We start from the raw sequence: 20,117 nt of genomic DNA on the forward strand, positions 1-20,117 counted from the left end.
CAGCACTTACTGCATGAAGGTTCGCCGGGTGTTCAACTTATTATTGCAATTCGGGCGAGGAAAGAAAGCCCAAAATGACTTGACTTTTCCCCCTTCATATAGTAAATTTATAGGGCTGAATCTAATTTTAGCACTACCGCCCGGAGAGGTTCCGAAAACTCCGGAAGGAGTACCGTATTCGGCGAGTCTTGGAATGAGGGAGGTGCATCTGAATGTACGCTATTATCCGTACTGGTGGTAAACAGTATCGTGTCAGCGAAGGGGATGTCCTGGAAGTTGAAAAACTGAACGTCCAGGAAGGCGACGAAGTCGTTTTCGATGACGTCCTGACCGTTGTAAACGATGGGGATGTCAAGGTTGGCAAACCGACTGTAGAAGGCGCTAAAGTCACTGCAAAGGTTGCTGCTCAGGGCAAAGCTGATAAAATCTTTGTTTTCAAATACAAAGCAAAGAGCAACTATCGCAAACGCCAGGGTCATCGTCAGCCCTTCACCCGCGTTGAAATTACTTCTATCGAAGCATAAGCCATGATCAAAGTCGATATTTACGAAGATGATCAAGGAAAGATCAGGGAATACCGTGTATCGGGCCATGCCGATTCAAATCCAGAGGGATTTGACGAAGTGTGTGCCATGGTTTCCCTCACATCCCAGGTCCCGGTACTTGGGATGGAGCAGGTCCTTTCCCGTACGCTGGATTACAGCGTCGACGAAGAAAACGGCTTGCTCTGCGTCAGACTGGTTGATGCGCCCGATGACAAAACCGAAGTCCTCCTGCGGACCATGGTCCTAGGACTGAAGGGCATTCAAAAGGCATATTCCGACTATCTGGCTATCGAGGAACACAGGAGGTGAGTTTAGTGTTCGAATTAATCCTGCAATTACACGCTCATAAAAAAGGTTCTGGTTCCACTCACAACGGTCGTGACTCCAACGCTCAGCGTCTGGGCACGAAAGCTCATGATGGTCAGTTTGTAACGGCTGGCTCCATCATCGTCCGTCAGCGTGGTACCCGTTTCCATATGGGGAAAAACGTTGGGATGGGTAAGGATTACACCATTTTCGCAAAGGTTGACGGTAAAGTCGCTTTTGAAAGATGGGGTAAGGATCGCCGCATCATCAGCATCGTTCCTGTTGAAGCGGAAGCTTAATTCCAAAATGAAAGACTGCTGCTTAGGCGGCGGTCTTTTTTTTTATCTCAAAAAGATGGGGAAAAAGAGAAATTGAGATATGCCATTTAGTTATATGGTTATCTATGATACAATTATATAAAAAAGAATAGATAAATAACAAATTATACGTAGTTACTAGGAGAGGAGTCCCACCATGCATCGAAAAAAACATCATGCTGCAGAATCTTAGCCGCCCTTGTCATTTTGAGCCTTTACACAGGCAGCGTCTATGCGGAGGAACATACGTACGGTACCATCGCGGGCCCGGATCAGGTCAGTGCGACTGATGACGGCGACATCACGGCCGAAGGTATCAATGGCTGGCACTGGGAATGGACCGATCCCGCTACAGGTGAGACCTATAAAAACGATTACACAGGGGAACTGACCGTTGGGAACAGCACGGGAACGGAAACCGTGACTATCCAAAAGGGAATCAGCACCCAGCAATCCGACGTGGCCGTCCATGGGAAAAATATGACCATCGGTGCCGATTTTTCCAGTGGCTCCCGTATTTCCGTCTATTCCGAAGGAAAGAAGATTTCCCTTGGTGACGCGGGCTATACGGAATCCATGACCTTGAACCAGGTTTCCCTGGTAAAGGGTGCCGCCTTTGAAGCCAAAGCGACTGGCAACGTGACCTTCGAAGGAATTGGAGCTTTTCCTAATGGCGGCGGTGCCGTTCAGGCTGCCATCGATGCGGGAACGGTGACAGTCGCGCCGGTCAGGGGCGGCCAAGCGGCCTTCCAGATTTTTGGCGGCTCGTCCGTCAATGTCCACGCCAAAGAAGGGCTGGACTTCAAGGCCCCCAGTGACGGAAGCGGCAATAAGGCCACCCTCTATGTCCAGGATGGGAGTGCATCTTTTACGACGGACGGCGGCACCGTTTCTATGGACGGCTGGGAAATCCGGTCGCTCGATGGGTATAATTTTGAAACTGGAACAAACAATCCGTCCCGTGTTGTCATTGACGGTGCGGCCCGGTTTGATGTCAAAAATACGGTTCTTTCCACGAAGGACAGTGATGTAAGTTTTGGCTCCAAGGCAACGGGCGGCACCATGCAGTTTGACGGCGTCTATACCTTGGGAACGAGCGAAAGCACCATTGGCAGCGCCAAGGTAGATAAGCTTTCTATTGACGTCATGAATACGGATCAATCCGGTTCGGCACTCACCCTGCGGGCAAAGGACATGACCCTTGGCAAAGAGGCAGAAGAAAGTAAGAGCCGCATCGGCGGCTCAGGAAGACTCACCGTGGAAGCGGGCAATGACGTAACTATCTACGGAACGGTGATGACAAATCAGCCATCTTATTATACCAAGGAAGCCAGTGTATCCATTACGGCGGGCGGCGATGTGACAATTGACGCGCCGAAACCTTCCTACGGGTCACCTGCCGCAATTTCCGCAAATGGCGGGACCATCTCCATCGTTTCCGGTGGGGACCTTACGGCATCGGGAAATATTGTAAGTTCCTACGATTCTTCCATTATGTTCCAGGGAGCCAACATTTCCGCTGGTGAAATAAAGGGCGGAAATACAGAACTTATCATGAAGGCTGTGGATAAAGACGGACATAAAGGGACCATTAGCGTCGAGACAATCAGCACCTACCGCAATAAGGCAAGTAACAAGACGACAACCCTCCAAATGGAAGCGGAAACGGTCAATATCCAAAATGCCGCGCCGGCCAATCCTACTGTCCGGTCCATTATGCTCAATGATAGCGGCAGCCTATCCATCAAGGCGGATACCATTACGGCCGAAGGTTATTCTGCGACAGGCGGGTCTACAGGTGAGCTTCTGGCAACGAAAAAACTGGTCATCACGCGGGGCAGCGATAGCGTGGATGATTTTAATGGATTGGACCAGCGGGCCGCTGTCATAGCTGCTGAGGGCACCCAAACGACCTTTGGAACGGAAACGGCAGACGTAAGTGTTGAAGGCACGACGAAGGTCAACAAGGACGCGGATGTAACCTTCAATGGAAAGACCGTGACCCTCACGGCAACCGGTGAAGACGCCGCACTTTATTCCCAGGGAAGGACGCGGGTTGGTTCAGATCAAACAGAAGAGACCACGCTCCGAGGTCGTGTCGATGCTTTTGGCGCTGGCGGAACGACCGTTTGGGGACAGGAAATCACGGCGGAAGAGGCAGTCAATGCGTACGGAAAAGTCGATGTGGGCTCTGCGGCGACAAGGACCGTCACTCTTGAAAAGGAAGCGGCGGCGCTGAGTGAGGAGGCTGCCCTTACCCTTACGGGGGAGACCATCGATGCGGCAGCAGGCATTGCGGCAAAAAATGGCGGCTCGACCGATATCAGCGCAAAGAATCTCAACGGCACCCTGAAGACGGCAGAGGAAGGAATCCTTTCGGCCAGCGTAACGGGCACCTTTACGGGAAGGGCAGAAGACGAAGCCGGTACGATGACGGTCACTCTCAAACCAGGCGCCCTTTGGAAGAATACGGGGACGAGTACAGTTGCGACTGTCCATTCAGAGAGCAGCATCATTCGTCCTGCTGGGGATGCATCTCTTACCATCGGCACCTACGACGGGAAGAATGGTGTCCTGGACCTGAAAGACGGCAAGGGCGGCGAAACTTTGACCATCGGGACCTATAACAATGAGAATGGCACGGTTCTTCTTGATGTGGATCCGACCCAAAATTATGGTGCCGATACGCTTACGGTTACGCAGGGCTTTACCCAAAAGGCAACCCTTTCCCTTGAAAAGACAAATCCCAATGTGTACTGGACAAATGCCATTGAAGGGACGGTTATTGCTCATACGATGGGCACCAGTCTTTCTTCCGTCGGCCTTCTTTCTGATACGGAAGAGCAGCCTTTGCACTTTGTCACGCTCCATTTGGGTGAAAAGGCCACGGACGATGGAAGCGACATCTATATTGATTGGGTGGAGAAAAAGGAAACCCTGAATGGGCATCACACGGCAACTGTGGCCGGCCTTGCCGGTGCAAGAACGACGGACTATCTGCTGTGGCGCGGGGAAATGGATACCCTGACCCGCCGGTTAGGAGGCGCTGCAGCAGAGCCCAAAACCCTTCATGGCATTTGGGCCCGTACGGGCGGCAGCAAGCTCAGCCATGACGGCGAATTTGGGAGCACTGTCAAAGCAAATCGTTATGAAGTGGGTTGCGATATCTACGACCACGAAACGGAGAAGGGACGCCAACTGCAGGGTCTTGGCTTTTCCTACCTTGAAGGCGACGCGTCCTATGACCATGGCACAAGTGACCTCAAGGGCTATACCTTGGGCCTTTATGATACGGTTCTTAAAAAGGATGGTCAGTATTGGGACTTTAGCTTCAAACTGCAGCGCTTTGCCAATGATTATCGTTATACTGGCCTTGGTGCGCGTCACGCTGGTTCCTATGATGCCACGGGCGCCCTTTTGGGCGCCGAATATGGCGTGAAAAAAGCTTTGGGGAAGGGGTTCTTCCTGGCGCCGGAAGTACAGCTTACTGCAGGCTGGCTGAAACGGGAGTCCTTTGCCGAGGCAAGCGGTGTCAGCGTCGAGTCTGATACGGTCCGTACGGCTGTGAGCCGTCTTGGGATCCGGACGGGCTATGAAGATGAGAAAATAAGTGCGTACGTGAGGGCTGATTGGTACCATGATTTTGGCGGGGCCTTAGAGGATACATTCGCTTATGGCAGCGACCGCCTCACCATCCATGATGACTATCGTGATACGTGGCTTGAATATGGCCTCGGCGCCTGCGTGAAAGTCACGGAGGCCTTGGACCTTTACGGCGAAGTCACACGGGGTTCCGGTGCTAGCTTTGATAAGGACTGGAGCTGGAACGTGGGCTTGCAGTATCATTTTTAATGAAGAAAAAAGAGACAGAAAGACAAAATGTACCCTCCTTACTGTGTGTCCGGTAAAGAGGGTACATTTCAAAGAGGGACAGGCCTTTTTCCTGTCTCTTTTTTGTGCGTCTCCTTCCATGGTCCAAAACCGCTGCGAAGGGAGCTGATGCTCCATCACCGGACTTTGGAACGGGTTATTGTGTGGATCCATTTGACGCCCAGTCCCGAAGGGATACGGTTTGGCGCCGTGCCTTATGACTCTTGCAAAATAACTATTTTTGCTTAAAATTCCTTGCAATAACTCAAAATACATGGTACAATATCAGTCCATGAAATTTTATTTACTAGCAGGATTATAAGGTTTCGCGAGTGCTCAGTGGTTGGACATCGCGTTCCGATCGTTTGGTTGAGAGGAGCACGAAATGCTGACTGAGGGAACTTGGTTTTTACAAGGCTAATCAAAGATTCATTTTGATTGTGGGCCTTGTTTTTTTGTGTTGAAAAACCTGCAGGATGTAAAGGAGTGAGAACCCATATGTTGTTCAAGCCGGTTCATAATGGCAACCGTAAAAGGTACAGCTATGCCAGAATCAAAGAAGTCCTGAAGATGCCGCATCTGATTGACTTGCAGAGAAAATCCTATGAGTGGTTCATCAGGGAAGGACTTCATGACGCGTTCCAGGACGTATCACCCATCAAGGATGCTACGAACAGTCTGGAACTGAGTTTTGAGAATTTTACCATCGGTGATCCGAAGTATGATATCGAAACTTGCAAGGAAAAAGATGCAACCTATGCGGCTCCTTTGAACGTAGACGTCCGTCTGCTTTATAAAGATACGGGCGAAATCAAGGAATCGACTGTCTTTATGGGCGATTTCCCCCTTATGACCGATACGGGGACCTTTGTTATCAATGGGGCAGAACGTGTCATCGTCAGCCAGCTTGTCCGCAGCCCTGGTGTCTATTATGCCAAGGATATGGATCCGATGGGCAAGTTCCTCTACGGGACCACTGTCATCCCGAATCGCGGGGCCTGGATTGAATATGAAACCGACCTCAACAGCATCATCTATGCCCGTGTGGACCGGACGCGCAAACTGTCTGCTACAGCCCTTCTGCGTGTTATGGGTCTGCCGACAAATGATGATATCATCAGTGTCTTTGGGGAGCATCCTTATCTTGTGGCCACCCTTGCCAAGGACACAACAAAAAATGAAGATGATGCCCTTCTGGAAATCTATCGGAAGCTGCGTCCGGGCGAACCGGCCAACCTTGAAAACGCGGAACAGCTCATCTATAATCTTTTCTCCGACAATCGCCGCTATGACCTGGCAAATGTCGGCCGTTACAAGATCAATAAGAAACTGGGCTGGCGTCATCGCCTTCATGGCAAGACCCTTGCCGAAGACCTGTGCGCTGAAAACCCGGATGGTACGAAAGGGGCCGTGGTCCTTCCTGCAGGGACGAAGATTGGCGATGCTGAAATCGATACCATCGAAAAGAGCGGTATCTTTGCCGATGAGGGCTATGCCATCGTCTACGTCAAGTTCCAAGAACATGCGGAACGCATGATCGTAACAAAGGATATTGAAGCTTCCGTACGGACCATTACGCCGGCCGATGTCATTGCTTCCTTTGGCTATCTCCTGAACGTCATTGATGGCATGGAAGGCAAAGATGATATCGACCATCTGGGCAACCGCCGTGTCCGCTGCGTTGGCGAACTCCTGCAGAACCAGTTCCGCATTGGCTTGTCCCGTATGGAACGTGTCATCCGTGAACGCATGACCATCCAGGATGCTGACGTCATCACCCCGCAGGCCCTCATCAACATTCGTCCGGTCGTTGCGGCTGTGAAGGAATTTTTCGGCAGCAGCCAGCTGTCCCAGTTCATGGACCAGAACAACCCGCTTGCCGAACTGACGCATAAACGCCGTCTGTCTGCTTTGGGACCTGGCGGTCTTTCCCGTGAACGTGCCGGCTATGAAGTCCGTGACGTCCATCCTTCCCATTACGGCCGTATGTGCCCAATCGAGACCCCTGAAGGTCCGAACATCGGCCTAATCGGTTCCCTGGCCGCCTATGGCGTGATCAACCGGTATGGTTTCATTGAGACCCCATACCGCAAGGTCGATAAGGTCAATAAGCGCGTTACCGATGAAATTGTCTATCTGACGGCTGATGAAGAAGATAACTATGTTGTTGCCCAGGCCAACGAACCGCTGACCGAAGACAACCATTTTGTGAATACCCACGTCACCTGCCGTGATAAGAACGAAGTCCTTGCGATTCCGCCGGAACGGGTTGACTTCATGGACGTTTCGCCTAAACAGGTTATGTCCATTGCAGCTGCCCTGATTCCTTTCCTTGAAAACGATGACGCCAACCGTGCCCTCATGGGTGCGAACATGCAGCGTCAGGCTGTGCCTCTGCTCAATCCAAAGGCACCTGTTGTTGGTACGGGGATGGAATATAAGATCGCTGTTGACTCCGGTGTCTGCATCCTGGCTAAACATGCTGGTACGGTCAAGTATGTCAGCGGTGACAAGATCCTCATCACCCGTGATGATGGAAAAGGCATCGATGAATACAATGTCCTGAAATTCAAACGGTCCAACCAGAGTACCTGCGTCAACCAGCGACCCATCGTCTTTAAAGGCGATAAGATCGAAGAAGGTCAGGTCCTTGCTGATGGACCGGCAACAGATCATGGTGAACTCGCCCTTGGCCGCAACGCCATTGCTGCCTATATGCCTTGGGAAGGCTACAACTACGAAGACGCCGTCCTCCTCAGCGAAGACCTCGTCAAGGAAGATGTCTTTACCTCCATCCATATTGAAGAATACAACTGTGATGCCCGTGATACGAAATTGGGGCCGGAAGAAATTACCCGCGATATCCCGAACGTTTCCGAAGATGCCCTGAAGGACCTCGACGAAGACGGGATCATCCGTGTTGGTGCTGAAGTCCGCCCTGGCGATATCCTCGTTGGTAAAGTCACGCCGAAAGGGGAAACGGAACTTTCTGCCGAAGAACGCCTCATCCGTGCCATCTTTGCTGAAAAAGCACGTGAAGTCCGTGACAGCTCCCTCCGCGTTCCTCATGGGGAATTCGGGATCATCATTTCCGTCAAAGTCTTTACCCGTGAAAACGGCGATGAACTGCCGCCTGGCGTCAATAAACAGGTTCGTGTCAGCATCGTTCAAAAACGTAAGATCGGCGAAGGCGATAAGATGGCAGGCCGTCACGGAAACAAAGGTGTTGTTTCCCGCATCCTGCCGCGCGAAGATATGCCGTTCCTGCCTAACGGCGAACCGGTCCAGATCGTACTGAACCCCTTGGGCGTACCGAGCCGTATGAATATTGGGCAGATCCTTGAAGTCCATCTGGGCTGGGCAGCAACCGCTTTGGGCATGCGCATTGATAACCATGACCCCAACGTCGAAAGAGACCTGCGCAAAGCTGGCTATGATTTTGATGAACTGGGCATGCCGGAAACGGTGGATGGCGCTGTTCCTGTCGCGGTTCCGGTCTTTGACTCGGCCCGTCAGGACGATATGGCCCGTACCCTCGAAGCGGCTGGTGTCGATCCCAGCGGCAAGACTGTCCTTTATGATGGCCGTACAGGGGAACCTTTTGACAACCCTGTTACCGTTGGCTGCATCTACTACCTCAAGCTTCACCATCTCGTTGCCGATAAGATCCATGCACGTTCTACCGGTCCGTACTCCCTTGTTACCCAGCAGCCGCTTGGTGGTAAGGCACAGTTTGGTGGACAGCGTTTCGGTGAAATGGAAGTATGGGCCCTCGAGGCTTATGGCGCTGCCTATACCCTCCAGGAAATCCTGACCGTGAAGTCCGACGATGTTGTTGGACGTGTAAAGGCTTATGAATCCATCGTCAAGGGTGAAAATATCCCTGAACCGGGTGTTCCTGAATCCTTCAAGGTTCTTGTCAAGGAAATGCAGGCAATCGGTCTTGATGTAAGCGTCCTCGATGAAGATGATGATGAAATCGATCTTGACGATGAGGATGAAGATATCGGAATGGGCGATATTGCCCGCGAGCTTGACATGGATATGTCCGGCAAGGTCTCCACGGCTGCCAACACCGGGGAACAAGCCCAAAGCCGCACCAATAGCGACGAAGAAGTGAGCCCCGATGAAGACCAGACGGAAGACAGCGATTTTGATGTCATTGCCGATATCGGCAACATGGGAATGGATGATTCCCAAGGCGATGACAGCGGCTCTGATGAAGAGTAGGAAGGAGTGAGTGCTCTTGTTGGACGTAAATAAATTTCATTCTATGAGAATCGGCCTGGCTTCCCCGGAAAAGATCCGTTCCTGGTCTCACGGTGAAGTCACGAAGCCGGAAACGATTAACTATAGAACCTTGAAACCGGAACGGGACGGCCTTTTCTGCGAACGCATCTTTGGCCCGACCAAGGACTGGGAATGCCACTGCGGTAAGTACAAACGCATCCGCTATAAAGGCGTAGTCTGCGACAAGTGCGGCGTCGAAGTCACGCGGGCAAAAGTCCGCCGTGACCGCATGGGCTCCATTGAGCTTGCTGCTCCTGTCTCCCACATCTGGTATTTCAAGGGGATTCCCTGCCGCATGGGCGCCATCCTTGATATTGGTCAGCGTGCCCTTGAAAAGGTCCTCTATTTTGCAAGCTACATCGTCCTTGATCCGGGCGATACAAACCTGACGAAAAAGCAGCTCCTGACAGAAGCCGAATACCAGGAAAAACTGGATGAATTTGGAGATACCTTCCGTGTCGGCATTGGTGCCGAAGCCATCAAGGAACTGCTCCACGAAATCAACGTTGAAGAACTGACGAAGGAACTGAGGGCAGCTCTCAAGACGGAGACGAGCCTCCAGAAAAAACGCAACATCGTGCGCCGTCTCGATGTCTGCGAAGCCTTCCTCAAGAGCGGCAACAAGCCGGAATGGATGATCATGGATGTCATTCCGGTCATTCCGCCGGACCTGCGTCCGATGGTTCAGCTTGATGGCGGCCGTTTTGCCACAAGCGACCTGAACGACCTCTATCGCCGCGTCATCAACCGCAACAACCGTTTGAAACGCCTTCAGGAACTGCAGGCTCCGGACATCATCGTCCGGAACGAAAAACGGATGCTCCAGGAAGCTGTCGATGCCCTTATCGATAACGGCCGTCGCGGCCGCGCCGTGACGGGTCCTGGCACGCGCCCCTTAAAGAGCCTTTCTGACATGCTCAAAGGGAAGCAGGGCCGTTTCCGTCAGAACCTTTTGGGTAAACGTGTCGACTACTCCGGCCGAAGCGTTATCGTCGTAGGTCCTGAAATGAAGATGCATCAGTGCGGCCTGCCGAAAGAAATGGCCCTTGAACTCTTCAAACCGTTTATCATGAAACGCCTTGTCGAAAACGGCACGGCAACAAACATCAAGAGCGCAAAGAGAATGGTCGAACGCGCAACGGATGCTGTTTGGGATGTTCTGGAAGAAGTCATCAAGGAACACCCTGTCATGCTGAACCGTGCCCCGACGCTGCACCGTCTGGGCATCCAGGCTTTTGAACCGATTCTGTCCGAAGGCCGCGCCATTAAACTTCATCCGCTCGTCTGCACGCCTTTCAACGCCGACTTTGACGGTGACCAGATGGCTGTCCATCTGCCGCTGTCCGCCGAAGCTCAGGCTGAAGCCCGTGTGCTCATGATGAGTGTCAATAACATCCTGGCTCCAAAAGATGGGAAACCTATCACCGTTCCGACGCAGGATATGGTATTGGGTGCGTATTATCTCACCATTTTCCGTGAAGGGGCCAAAGGGGAAGGGCGCTCCTTCATCAGTTTTGACGAAGCAAGACTGGCATACTTCAATAAGGACATCGCCCTCCAGGCTAAGATCAAGGTCCGTGTCCCCAACTCCGAAATCTATCCTGAACCGTCCGACGTAGGCGAAAGCCTTGTCACGACGAGTATGGGCAATATCATCTATAACTGCGAACTGCCGCTTGAAATGCGGTACTATTCCAAGCAGGAAGATGGGACCTGGCTTCTTGGCAAACTCATTGACAAGAAGGAACTGGGCCGCCTCGTCGCCAAGGCCCATAAACTTTACGGGAACTTTGGCACGGCCCGCGTCCTTGATACAGTCAAGAAACTCGGTTATGACAATGCTTGTCTGTCCGGTCTGTCCATTGCCGCTTCGGATATCGAAATCCCGAAGGAAAAGGGCGAAATCCTTGCGGCTGCTGAAAAAGAAGTCGATAAGGTCGAACGCCTCTTCAGCCGTGGGTTGATGAGTGAAGACGAACGCTACCGCAAAGTCATCGACATTTGGAACAAGGCTACGGAAGATGTTGCCGATGCCCTGATGAAGAACACCATGGATCAGTTCAACCCGCTCTTCATGATGGCCAACTCCGGTGCCCGCGGTAACGTACAGCAGATCCGTCAGCTCGCTGGTATGCGTGGGTTGATGGCTGACCCGTCGGGCCGCATTATCGACCGTCCGATCAAATCGAACTTCCGTGAAGGGCTGACCGTATTGGAATACTTTATTTCCACGCACGGTGCCCGTAAAGGTCTTGCCGATACGGCTCTTAGAACGGCTGACTCTGGGTACCTTACGCGCCGCCTTGTCGACGTTGCCCAAGATGTCATCGTCCGTGAAGATGACTGCGACGTAACGAACATGAACCTCGTCCGTGAACGGGCTCGTTTCTGCAAGAACGTTCTTGGTTCCAGCCAGCGCAAGCTGAAGGAATATGCCGTAGGCCGTACCCTTGCTTCCAGCGTCCTTACTGACGATGATTCCATCATTGCCGAAGCCGATACGGTGGTTACGGAAGATGTCTTTGACCGTCTCCTTGCTGCCAAGGTCCTGGAAATCCGTCTGTATCCGCTCGATGAAGAAAATGGTGAAGACGCTGAGACGCTTGCCATCAACGTCAGCGAAGACAAGGTCAAGACGGCTTTCCGTGAACATATGACCCATCACTTCCTTGATAAGGAAGTGGCGGAAGATATCCTTGATGGGGAAGGAACAGTCCTTGGCCATAAGGGCGATAAGTTCACGGCAGAGCTCATCGAAACCATTCTTGATAATGGTACGGTAAAGGAACTGAGTATCCGCAACAATGAAGTTGACGGTATCTACGTTGAAGCCATTACGGCCGGCAAGAACAAGAGCACGGTCCTGGAATCCCTCCGCGACCGCCTCGTGGGCAGAACCCTTGCCGAAGAAATCGAAGACAAGGATGGTCACGTCCTTTATCACATCAATGACTACATCACAGAAGATATGGCTGATGTCATCGCCGGCCTCCGTGAAAAAGTCAAGATCCGCAGCGTCCTTACCTGCAAATCCCACTTTGGTGTCTGCCGTAAGTGCTATGGCCGCAACCTCGCCACGGCCCGCAAGGTCGAAATCGGCGAAGCTGTCGGGACCATTGCTGCCCAGGCCATCGGGGAACCGGGTACCCAGCTTACGATGCGTACGTTCCATACGGGCGGCGTTGCCGGTGCTGACGATATTACCCAGGGTCTTCCTCGTGTCGAAGAACTCTTCGAAGCACGTAAACCGAAACATCCGGGTATCCTCAGCGAATCGGCAGGGACCGTCAGTGTCCAGGAAAAGGAAGATGGCCGTTTTGTCATCATTACCCGCGAAGATGGCACGGAAGATTCCTACCATATCCCTTATGGGGCCAAACTCCATATTGCCGATGGCGATCATGTGGAAGTGGGCGACCGCCTGACCGAAGGCTCCCTCAATCCGCACGATATCCTGCGTATCAGCGGTCCTGCCGCTACGCGCCACTACCTCGTACAGCAGGTCCTCAGTGTCTATAAATCCCAGGGCGTTGAAATCAACGACAAACACGTTGAAGTCATGGTCCGTCAGATGATGCGTAAATATCGCATTGACGATGCTGGGGATACGAAGATGCTGCCGGGCTCCGTTGTGGACATCGCGCAATTTGAAGATGAAAACGATGAAGTCATGGCAGAAGGCAAGGAACCGGCACAGGGACATCCGATCCTCCTCGGGATCACCAAGGCTTCTCTGGCAACGGATTCCTTCCTGTCGGCCGCTTCCTTCCAGGAAACGACGAGAAACCTGACCGATGCTGCCATCAAAGGCAAAGTCGATCCGCTCCTTGGTCTCAAGGAAAACGTAATCATTGGCAAGCTGATCCCGGCAGGTACGGGCATGCCCAAATACCGCAATATCCAGCTCAAACTCCATCGTCCCGATGAAGTGCAGGAGAGTATGGACAGCGAAAATGCTGATGAATAAGCTGTAAGTGAAAAGCCGCGAAGAAATATGAGTTTCTTCGCGGCTTTTGTATTTGGTGGAGTAAAGAGACTGTACAGGCAGCGACGCTGCCTCCTATAGGGGGCGGTTTGGGTCCGTGCCTTTGGGGCTTTTCTTATTATCCGAACAATACCCATTGTTTATTTTTCCGTTGACCTACTTTTTATCCTGTTTTTATCCTCTTTTTTCGTCCTTTCCTTTTTTAAACAATTCCATAATGATTGCATATTGCATACAATATACTTTCAAATTGTCCGTAATATTTCTCCTAATCCCTTGACAATGGCACCTTTTGTGTTGTATAAATAGACCAATGTTAATTATGAACAAAATAAATAAAGAAGCGTTTAATGTTCATAATATAACAGCTTTTTCCATCAAAAAAGGGAGCCTCCGCTCCCTTGTCGTGGTAATCCTATTTCTTATCCTTCATCTGCAGGTACATAGTGTTTCAGGCAGGATTTCTTGAGTCCTTCCGGAACCGGCGTCATTTTTTCTTTGACTATCCGCTGGACTTCTTTTTTTAGCGTCTGCGTCGAAGCTAGGTGAGGAAGGACGTCTTCCTCCGTAAAAAACGATGGCTCGGCGTAGTTATCGGCAAAGACGGCGATGGTTTCCACCTGTACGTGGGGAGTGCCTTCTTTTGCCAGAGTTTCCTTAAAGACGGCTTCGGATTCTTTGAGGGCCCGTACAGGATTTTTTACGATGAGACTTGACGCGTTATCCGTCACGCGCCACGTGGAATCCTGATCATGACCGTAGATGCGGTAGCCCTTATGGATGACTCTAAGGAGCAGTGCCTTCCCCGGAAGAAGGGCAATGAGATCGACGCCAGCAAGGCTGCCCTTTGGGGGCACAAAGAAATAAACCTTTTTATGGGACCCATCCCTGATGGCCTTCTTGACACGCTTCATAGCCATTTCCGGTGTACGGGCTTTCTTCATCTGGAGCCATTTCCAGCGGAACACAATAAGGCCCGTCGCAAGTACGAGGAAAAAAAGAAGGATTTCTTTAAAACTATGCAGCTTCCAGATTGTAAAATCTGGAAGGATCTTGATGACAACGTCTTCCATGACCAGACTCCTTTTTGTAGGGAGAAATTTTTACATGGTCCATTATATCAGCCTTTCTTAGTTTTTACTAGGCGCGGCTCCTTTCCAATGATATAATGGATATGTACCAAAATTCTGAAAAAGATGATTTCCCCGTCCGGGGTTTTCATACAGCGCACTCATTCTATCTAAAGGGGGACTCATTATGGCTGCAATAAATGAAAAGGAACTGTCCCGGGTGGACCGGTTCCTCAACACGATTGAACGTGTCTGCAACAAATTGCCACCGCCTGCCATCTTATTTTGTATCCTGTTTCTCATCGTGGCTTTCGTTGGGATGTTCTTTACCTTCTCTGGTTTTGGTCTTGAAAATCCCGCGACCCATAAGGTCGTCTATTCCCAAAACCTCTTTACCAAAGAAGGCGTCCAGTGGCTTTTGACCAGCATGGTGAAGAACTTCACCGGATTTGCGCCTCTGGGCCTTGTCATCACCATGACCATGGCCATTGGTTTCTGCGAAGAATCAGGCATGCTTGTTGCCATGCTGCGGCGCAGTATGAAGAACGTACCGCCTAACATCGTTCCGTTTCTCATTGCTTTTCTTGGAACGGTGGGCAACATTGCTTCCGATACGGCCATGGTCGTCATTCCACCTCTGGCTGCCCTTGTTTACATCGGTGTCAAGAAGAATCCTGTTGTTGGGATGATTGTCGGTTATGCCGGTGCCCAGGCTGGTTTTACAGCAAACCTCATGATTGCTGGTACGGACTCCCTGCTTCAGGGCCTTACGAACCAGGCCATCGATGCGTTCCTTGGTACGCCTGGGAAATTCGTTGTTGATGTCACCTGTAACTGGTACTTCATGATTGCTTCTACCTTCCTGTGCTCCCTTGTGATTGGCCTTGTTTCAACCAAGATCGTGGAACCTCGGTTCCCTGTGTATCACAGCAAAGATGAAGACGAAACCATCCAGGAAGTGACACCCCTTGAAGTAAAAGGCCTTCATCGTGCCGGTTTTGCCGTTGTCATCTATATTGTCATCCTTGCCGTCGGTTTCTTTACAGGCATTCTTTCCAAAGACGGGCACACTCTCGTCGGTTCGCTGCTCCTCAAAGGCCTCATTCCGATTCTTTTCTTCCTCTTCAGTATTGCCGGCATTACCTATGGCATCACGACGGGCAGCTTCAAATCCGTCAAGGATGTCAATAAAGCGATGGTCAAGCAAATGAGCGGTATGGGCGCCTACGTTGTTTTCTGCTTCTTCTGCGGTCAGTTCCAGGCTCTTTTCAACTGGACCCACCTGGGCACGCTCATGGCGATTTCCGGGGCTGACTTCCTCAAAGGAATCGGTTTTACGGGCCTGCCCATGTGCATCGCCTTTATCCTCATTACGGCCCTCATCAACATCTTTGTTTCGAGCGGCTCTGCCAAGTGGGCCATCCTCGCTCCGATCTTCGTTCCGATGTTCATGCTCCTTGGCTACCATCCTGGATTTACCCAGCTCATCTACCGCTTGGGCGACTCTCCGGGGAACTGCTTTACCCCGATGTCTCCCTACATTTGGATGATCCTTTCCGTGGCCCAGGAAAAATACATGCCTGACATTGCCATTGGGACCCTTATTTCCAACATGATTCCTATCGCCATCGTCCTTCAGATTGCCTGGATCGTTTTCCTCATCGTTTGGGAAACCTTGGGTCTTCCTATTGGACCGGGCGTTGGCATGCAGCTGCCTCCAGGCATCCTCTGATTGAAACAACTTTCCTTTTGGAAAAATATCTACCCGTACGCTCTCTAGTTTAAAAAAGTACTGCACTTTTCGAACATCCGGCGGAGCTTTCGTGCCTTGCCGGATATTTTTATGACACAAGGAAGGAATTGATGATGATACAGCACCAGAAAAAAACTTCACAAAAAGGCGCCCTTGCGGCCTTCATGAACCTTGTTGAACAGGGCTGCAACAAGCTGCCGCCCCCGGCTATTCTTTTTTGCCTGCTCTTTGTCCTGACCGCCCTTTTGGGTGTCCTCTTTACGGAAATGGGAGTGCGCCTTGAAAACCCGGCCACCCACCAGATCGTCACGGCTCAGAACTTTTTCAGTAAGGCCGGTATTCAGTGGCTCCTCACAAATATGGTGAAGAACTTTACGGGCTTTGCTCCCTTAGGCCTTGTCATTACCATGACCATGGCCATTGGCTTTTGCGAGGAATCAGGGCTTTTGGTTTCCCTGCTGAATCGATCCATGCGCCGCGTACCGCCAGCTCTCGTCCCTTATCTGATTGCCTTTGTCGGGACTTTGGGCAACATCGCTTCTGATACCGCGGCTGTGGTCATCCCGCCCTTGGGTGCCCTTGTTTATTTAGGCGTCAAGAAACATCCTGTGGCTGGTATGATTGTTGGCTATGCCGGTGCAAATGCAGGCTTTACGGCAAACCTCATGGTTGCCGGTACGGATTCCCTGCTGCAGGGCCTGACAAACGAAGCCATCAAGGGCTTTTTGGGAAACCAGGACTTTGCCGTTGACGTTACCTGCAACTGGTACTTTATGGTTGCCTCGACCTTCCTTGTCGCCCTCGTGATCGGGTGGCTCTCCCAAAAGATTGTAGAACCCCGTTTTGGGACCTATGAAGGGGCCGTGGGAGGGGAGACCGTCGCTGAAATCGGGACAGCGGAAAAGCGCGGCATAAAAAACGCGGGACTTGTCGTTCTTATCTTCGTCATCATCGTCATGGCAGGCTTTTTTACAGGCATCCTTTCCAAAGATGGCCATACCCTTGTGGGCTCCCTGCTCCTTAAAGGACTCATTCCCATTCTCTTTTTTGTCCTCAGTGCAGCCGGCATTGCTTACGGCCTCACCACAGGAAAATTTGCAAGTCTAAAGGATATCAACAAAGCTATGGTCAAACAAATGAGTGCCATGGGGTCCTACGTCGTTTTCTGCTTTTTCTGCGGTCAGTTCCAGGCCCTATTTAACTGGACCCATATGGGAACCCTCCTTTCCATCAAAGGGGCGGACCTGCTCCAGGAAATCGGTTTTACAGGACTTCCCCTCAGCGTGGCCTTTATTCTCATCACGGCGCTTATCAACCTTTTTATGTCAAGCGGTTCTGCCAAATGGGCCATCTTCGCACCAATCTTTGTCCCTATGTTCATGATGCTCGGATATCATCCTGCTTATGCCCAGCTCCTTTATCGCCTTGGCGACTCGCCGACCAACTGTTTTACTCCCGTTATGCCCTATCTTTGGATGGTCCTTGCCGTGGCCCAGGAAAAATATATGCCTGATATCGCCATTGGGACACTCGTCTCCAGCCTCGTTCCCTTGGGCCTTGCCCTCCAATTCATTTGGATCATTTTCCTCATCGCCTGGACACTCCTGGGAATCCCCATTGGCCCCGGTGTCGGTGCGACGCTGCCGCCAGGGATTTTGTAAGGGAATATAATCTGTCTTAGATTTCCTATCGTGTGCACTGCCTTGCGAACATTTTGCAGGGCAGTGATTTTTTTAGCTATTTTTATCGATGATAAAATGGCCTATAAAAAGAGGAGTAGAGGAAGGCAGAAAAAGGCAATCCGTGTATAGTGATTACAATAATTGATAAAAATGGAATGAATTGCCAAAAATTGAAAGAATTATATAATCAATGATGGCTGAATGAATATAAAAAAGGAAGTCGGGAAAGACGAATAATTTTTGAAAAGAATTCATACAATGTCTCTTTGAAAAGGACAAATTAATAGAAAAATAAGGAAAATATGATATAACAAAATAAAAATCTGTTATAATAGATACAGAATCAAAAACGAAATGACCCATCATTTCAGCATCATGCACTTTATTTTTTCGTACTGCGCAGACAATATGAAAGGCGCTGACCTTCTTCAAAAGTCTGATTCGCCCTGCGATCCAGGAATCGCCATCGCGTTTTTCCCTGAACCCTTACCTTATGGATTCCCTGTCAATCCAAGGAAATTTCGCCCTGACCCTCACGGATCCTCCGCCGATGAAGCAATTGCCTGCGGATCCATCAAAGGAGGAACTTAAAAGACATGGAAAAGAAGCTGCAAGAAAAAGCAAGTCTCCTCGACCGTTTTTTGGATACGGTCGAACGGGTGTGCAATAAATTGCCACCTCCTGCCATCTTATTTGGCATTTTATTTGTGATTACGGCCATTGTTGGGGCAATTTGCACCCAGGCCGGATTCGCACTGGAAAACCCGGCCTCTCACAAACTGGTGGCGTCCCAGAACTTCTTTACAAAAGAAGGCATCCAGTGGCTTCTCACGACGATGGTGAAGAACTTTACCGGATTTGCACCGCTGGGCCTTGTCATTACCATGACCCTTGCCATTGGTTTTTGTGAAGAATCAGGCATGCTCTCCGCGCTGCTGCGCCGCAGCATGAAGAATGTACCGCCCTCTCTCGTTCCCTTTATCGTTGCCTTTCTTGGCGTCTGCGGCAACATTGCGTCCGATACGGCCATGGTTGTCATTCCGCCCCTTGCGGCTGTTGCCTATATCGGTGTCAAGAAGCATCCTGTTGTTGGGATGATGGTCGGTTTTGCAGGCGCGGAAGCGGGCTTTGGCGCTAACCTCATGATTGCCGGAACCGATTCCCTGCTGCAAGGCCTTACGAACCAAGCCATTGATGGGTTCTTTGGCAAAGCGGGAATCTTTGCTGTAGACGTAACGTGCAACTGGTATTTTATGTTTGTCTCTACTTTCCTTTGTGCTTTCATGATTGCCCTTGTTTCCATCAAAATCGTAGAGCCACGCTTTGGCAAATACGAAGGGCCCGGTGCTGATGAGGAACTGGGCGGTGTCTCGGAACTCGAAATCAAGGGACTTAACCGTGCGGGTCTGGTCATTGTCCTTTATATTGCCATCTTGGCTGTTGGCTTTTTCTCGGGTATCCTCTCTAAGGATGGACATACTTTTGTTGGTTCTCCGCTCCTTAAGGGCCTCATTCCCCTTCTCTTTATCATGTTTAGCTTGGCTGGCATTACGTACGGCGTGACAACAAAATCCTTCACCTGCATCAAGGATGTCAACAAAGCGATGGTCCATCAAATGAGCGGGATGGGTGCATTCGTCGTTTTCTGCTTCTTCTGCGGTCAATTCCAAGCCCTCTTCAGTTGGACCCATCTGGGAACCCTCCTTGCCATTTCAGGTGCTGATTTCCTCGAAACGGTTGGCTTTACAGGACTCCCCATGTGTGTCGTCTTCATTATCATCACAAGTCTCGTCAACATCTTTATGTCTTCCGGATCTGCCAAGTGGGCTATTTTCGCACCGATTTTCGTGCCGATGTTCATGCTTTTGGGATATCACCCTGGATTTACGCAATTGCTTTACCGACTGGGCGACTCGCCAACAAACTGCTTTACACCGATGAATCCCTACCTTTGGATGATTCTTTCCGTGGCACAGGAAAAATATATGCCTAAAGCGGCCATTGGGACCCTTGTCTCAAATCTGATTCCGATTGCTGTCTGCCTGCAGGTTGCGTGGATCATTTTCCTGATTGTCTGGATGACTTTGGGCCTTCCCATTGGACCGGGCGTTACGATGCAGCTGCCTAGTGGCATCCTTTAAGAGCCCTGTTTATTCCTGAGCGCTGGAGCTTTAGCTTCGGCGCTTTTTCCTGCTTTCCTGAAAAAAGCAGGGTGGGGAAGAGCCTTTCTTACTTTTTTCAAATTTTTGGCGGATTGTATAATTAAGTTGAACACTTAAAAATCCATAGCGAACCCTTG

10 protein-coding genes are annotated in these 20,117 nt (G+C 50.8%); 9 read left to right on the top strand and 1 reads right to left on the bottom strand.

Features of this window, described 5'->3' with window-relative positions:
- Positions 1 to 212: 212 nt before the first annotated feature.
- From rplU to rpoC, 6 genes are all read left to right on the top strand, one after another.
- Positions 213 to 524: a 50S ribosomal protein L21 gene (gene rplU, locus QZQ08_RS07930; RefSeq protein ID WP_296330496.1), complete on the top strand. Its 312-nt coding sequence runs from the start codon at positions 213 to 215 to the stop codon at positions 522 to 524.
- 3 nt (positions 525 to 527) lie between these two features.
- Positions 528 to 854: a ribosomal-processing cysteine protease Prp gene (locus QZQ08_RS07935; RefSeq protein WP_296330498.1), complete on the top strand. Its 327-nt coding sequence runs from the start codon at positions 528 to 530 to the stop codon at positions 852 to 854.
- 5 nt (positions 855 to 859) lie between these two features.
- Entirely contained in the window at positions 860 to 1,150 is a 291-nt protein-coding gene (rpmA, locus tag QZQ08_RS07940; RefSeq protein WP_016459987.1) for a 50S ribosomal protein L27, read from the top strand.
- Positions 1,151 to 1,375: 225 nt separating this feature from the next.
- Positions 1,376 to 5,020: an autotransporter outer membrane beta-barrel domain-containing protein gene (locus QZQ08_RS07945; protein ID WP_296330508.1), complete on the top strand. Its 3,645-nt coding sequence runs from the start codon at positions 1,376 to 1,378 to the stop codon at positions 5,018 to 5,020.
- 516 nt (positions 5,021 to 5,536) lie between these two features.
- Entirely contained in the window at positions 5,537 to 9,268 is a 3,732-nt protein-coding gene (rpoB, locus tag QZQ08_RS07950; protein WP_296330512.1) for a DNA-directed RNA polymerase subunit beta, read from the top strand.
- A 16-nt stretch (positions 9,269 to 9,284) separates the two neighbouring features.
- On the top strand, positions 9,285 to 13,295 hold the full coding sequence (gene rpoC / locus QZQ08_RS07955; protein WP_296330515.1) for a DNA-directed RNA polymerase subunit beta': 4,011 nt from the start codon (positions 9,285 to 9,287) through the stop codon (positions 13,293 to 13,295).
- A 440-nt stretch (positions 13,296 to 13,735) separates the two neighbouring features.
- On the opposite strand, the gene QZQ08_RS07960 is transcribed toward rpoC, so the two are convergent.
- A complete protein-coding gene (locus QZQ08_RS07960; protein ID WP_296330517.1) occupies positions 13,736 to 14,386 on the bottom strand; it encodes a nuclease-related domain-containing protein in 651 nt (216 codons plus the stop codon).
- Between the two features lie 184 nt (positions 14,387 to 14,570).
- Between QZQ08_RS07960 and QZQ08_RS07965 the strand changes: the two genes are divergently transcribed.
- The 3 genes from QZQ08_RS07965 to QZQ08_RS07975 all read left to right on the top strand — a co-directional run bounded on the left by QZQ08_RS07965 (position 14,571) and on the right by QZQ08_RS07975 (position 19,959).
- The gene (locus tag QZQ08_RS07965) at positions 14,571 to 16,115 is read left to right on the top strand and encodes an AbgT family transporter (protein WP_296330521.1); all 1,545 of its coding nucleotides are present in this window, start codon (positions 14,571 to 14,573) and stop codon (positions 16,113 to 16,115) included.
- 134 nt (positions 16,116 to 16,249) lie between these two features.
- Positions 16,250 to 17,797, top strand: a complete 1,548-nt coding sequence (locus QZQ08_RS07970) for an AbgT family transporter (RefSeq protein WP_296330527.1) — start codon at positions 16,250 to 16,252, stop codon at positions 17,795 to 17,797.
- A gap of 617 nt (positions 17,798 to 18,414) precedes the next feature.
- Positions 18,415 to 19,959: an AbgT family transporter gene (locus QZQ08_RS07975; RefSeq protein ID WP_296330524.1), complete on the top strand. Its 1,545-nt coding sequence runs from the start codon at positions 18,415 to 18,417 to the stop codon at positions 19,957 to 19,959.
- Positions 19,960 to 20,117: the final 158 nt, after the last annotated feature.

The organism is uncultured Acidaminococcus sp., from assembly GCA_900538365.1.
Lineage (GTDB): Bacteria > Bacillota > Negativicutes > Acidaminococcales > Acidaminococcaceae > Acidaminococcus.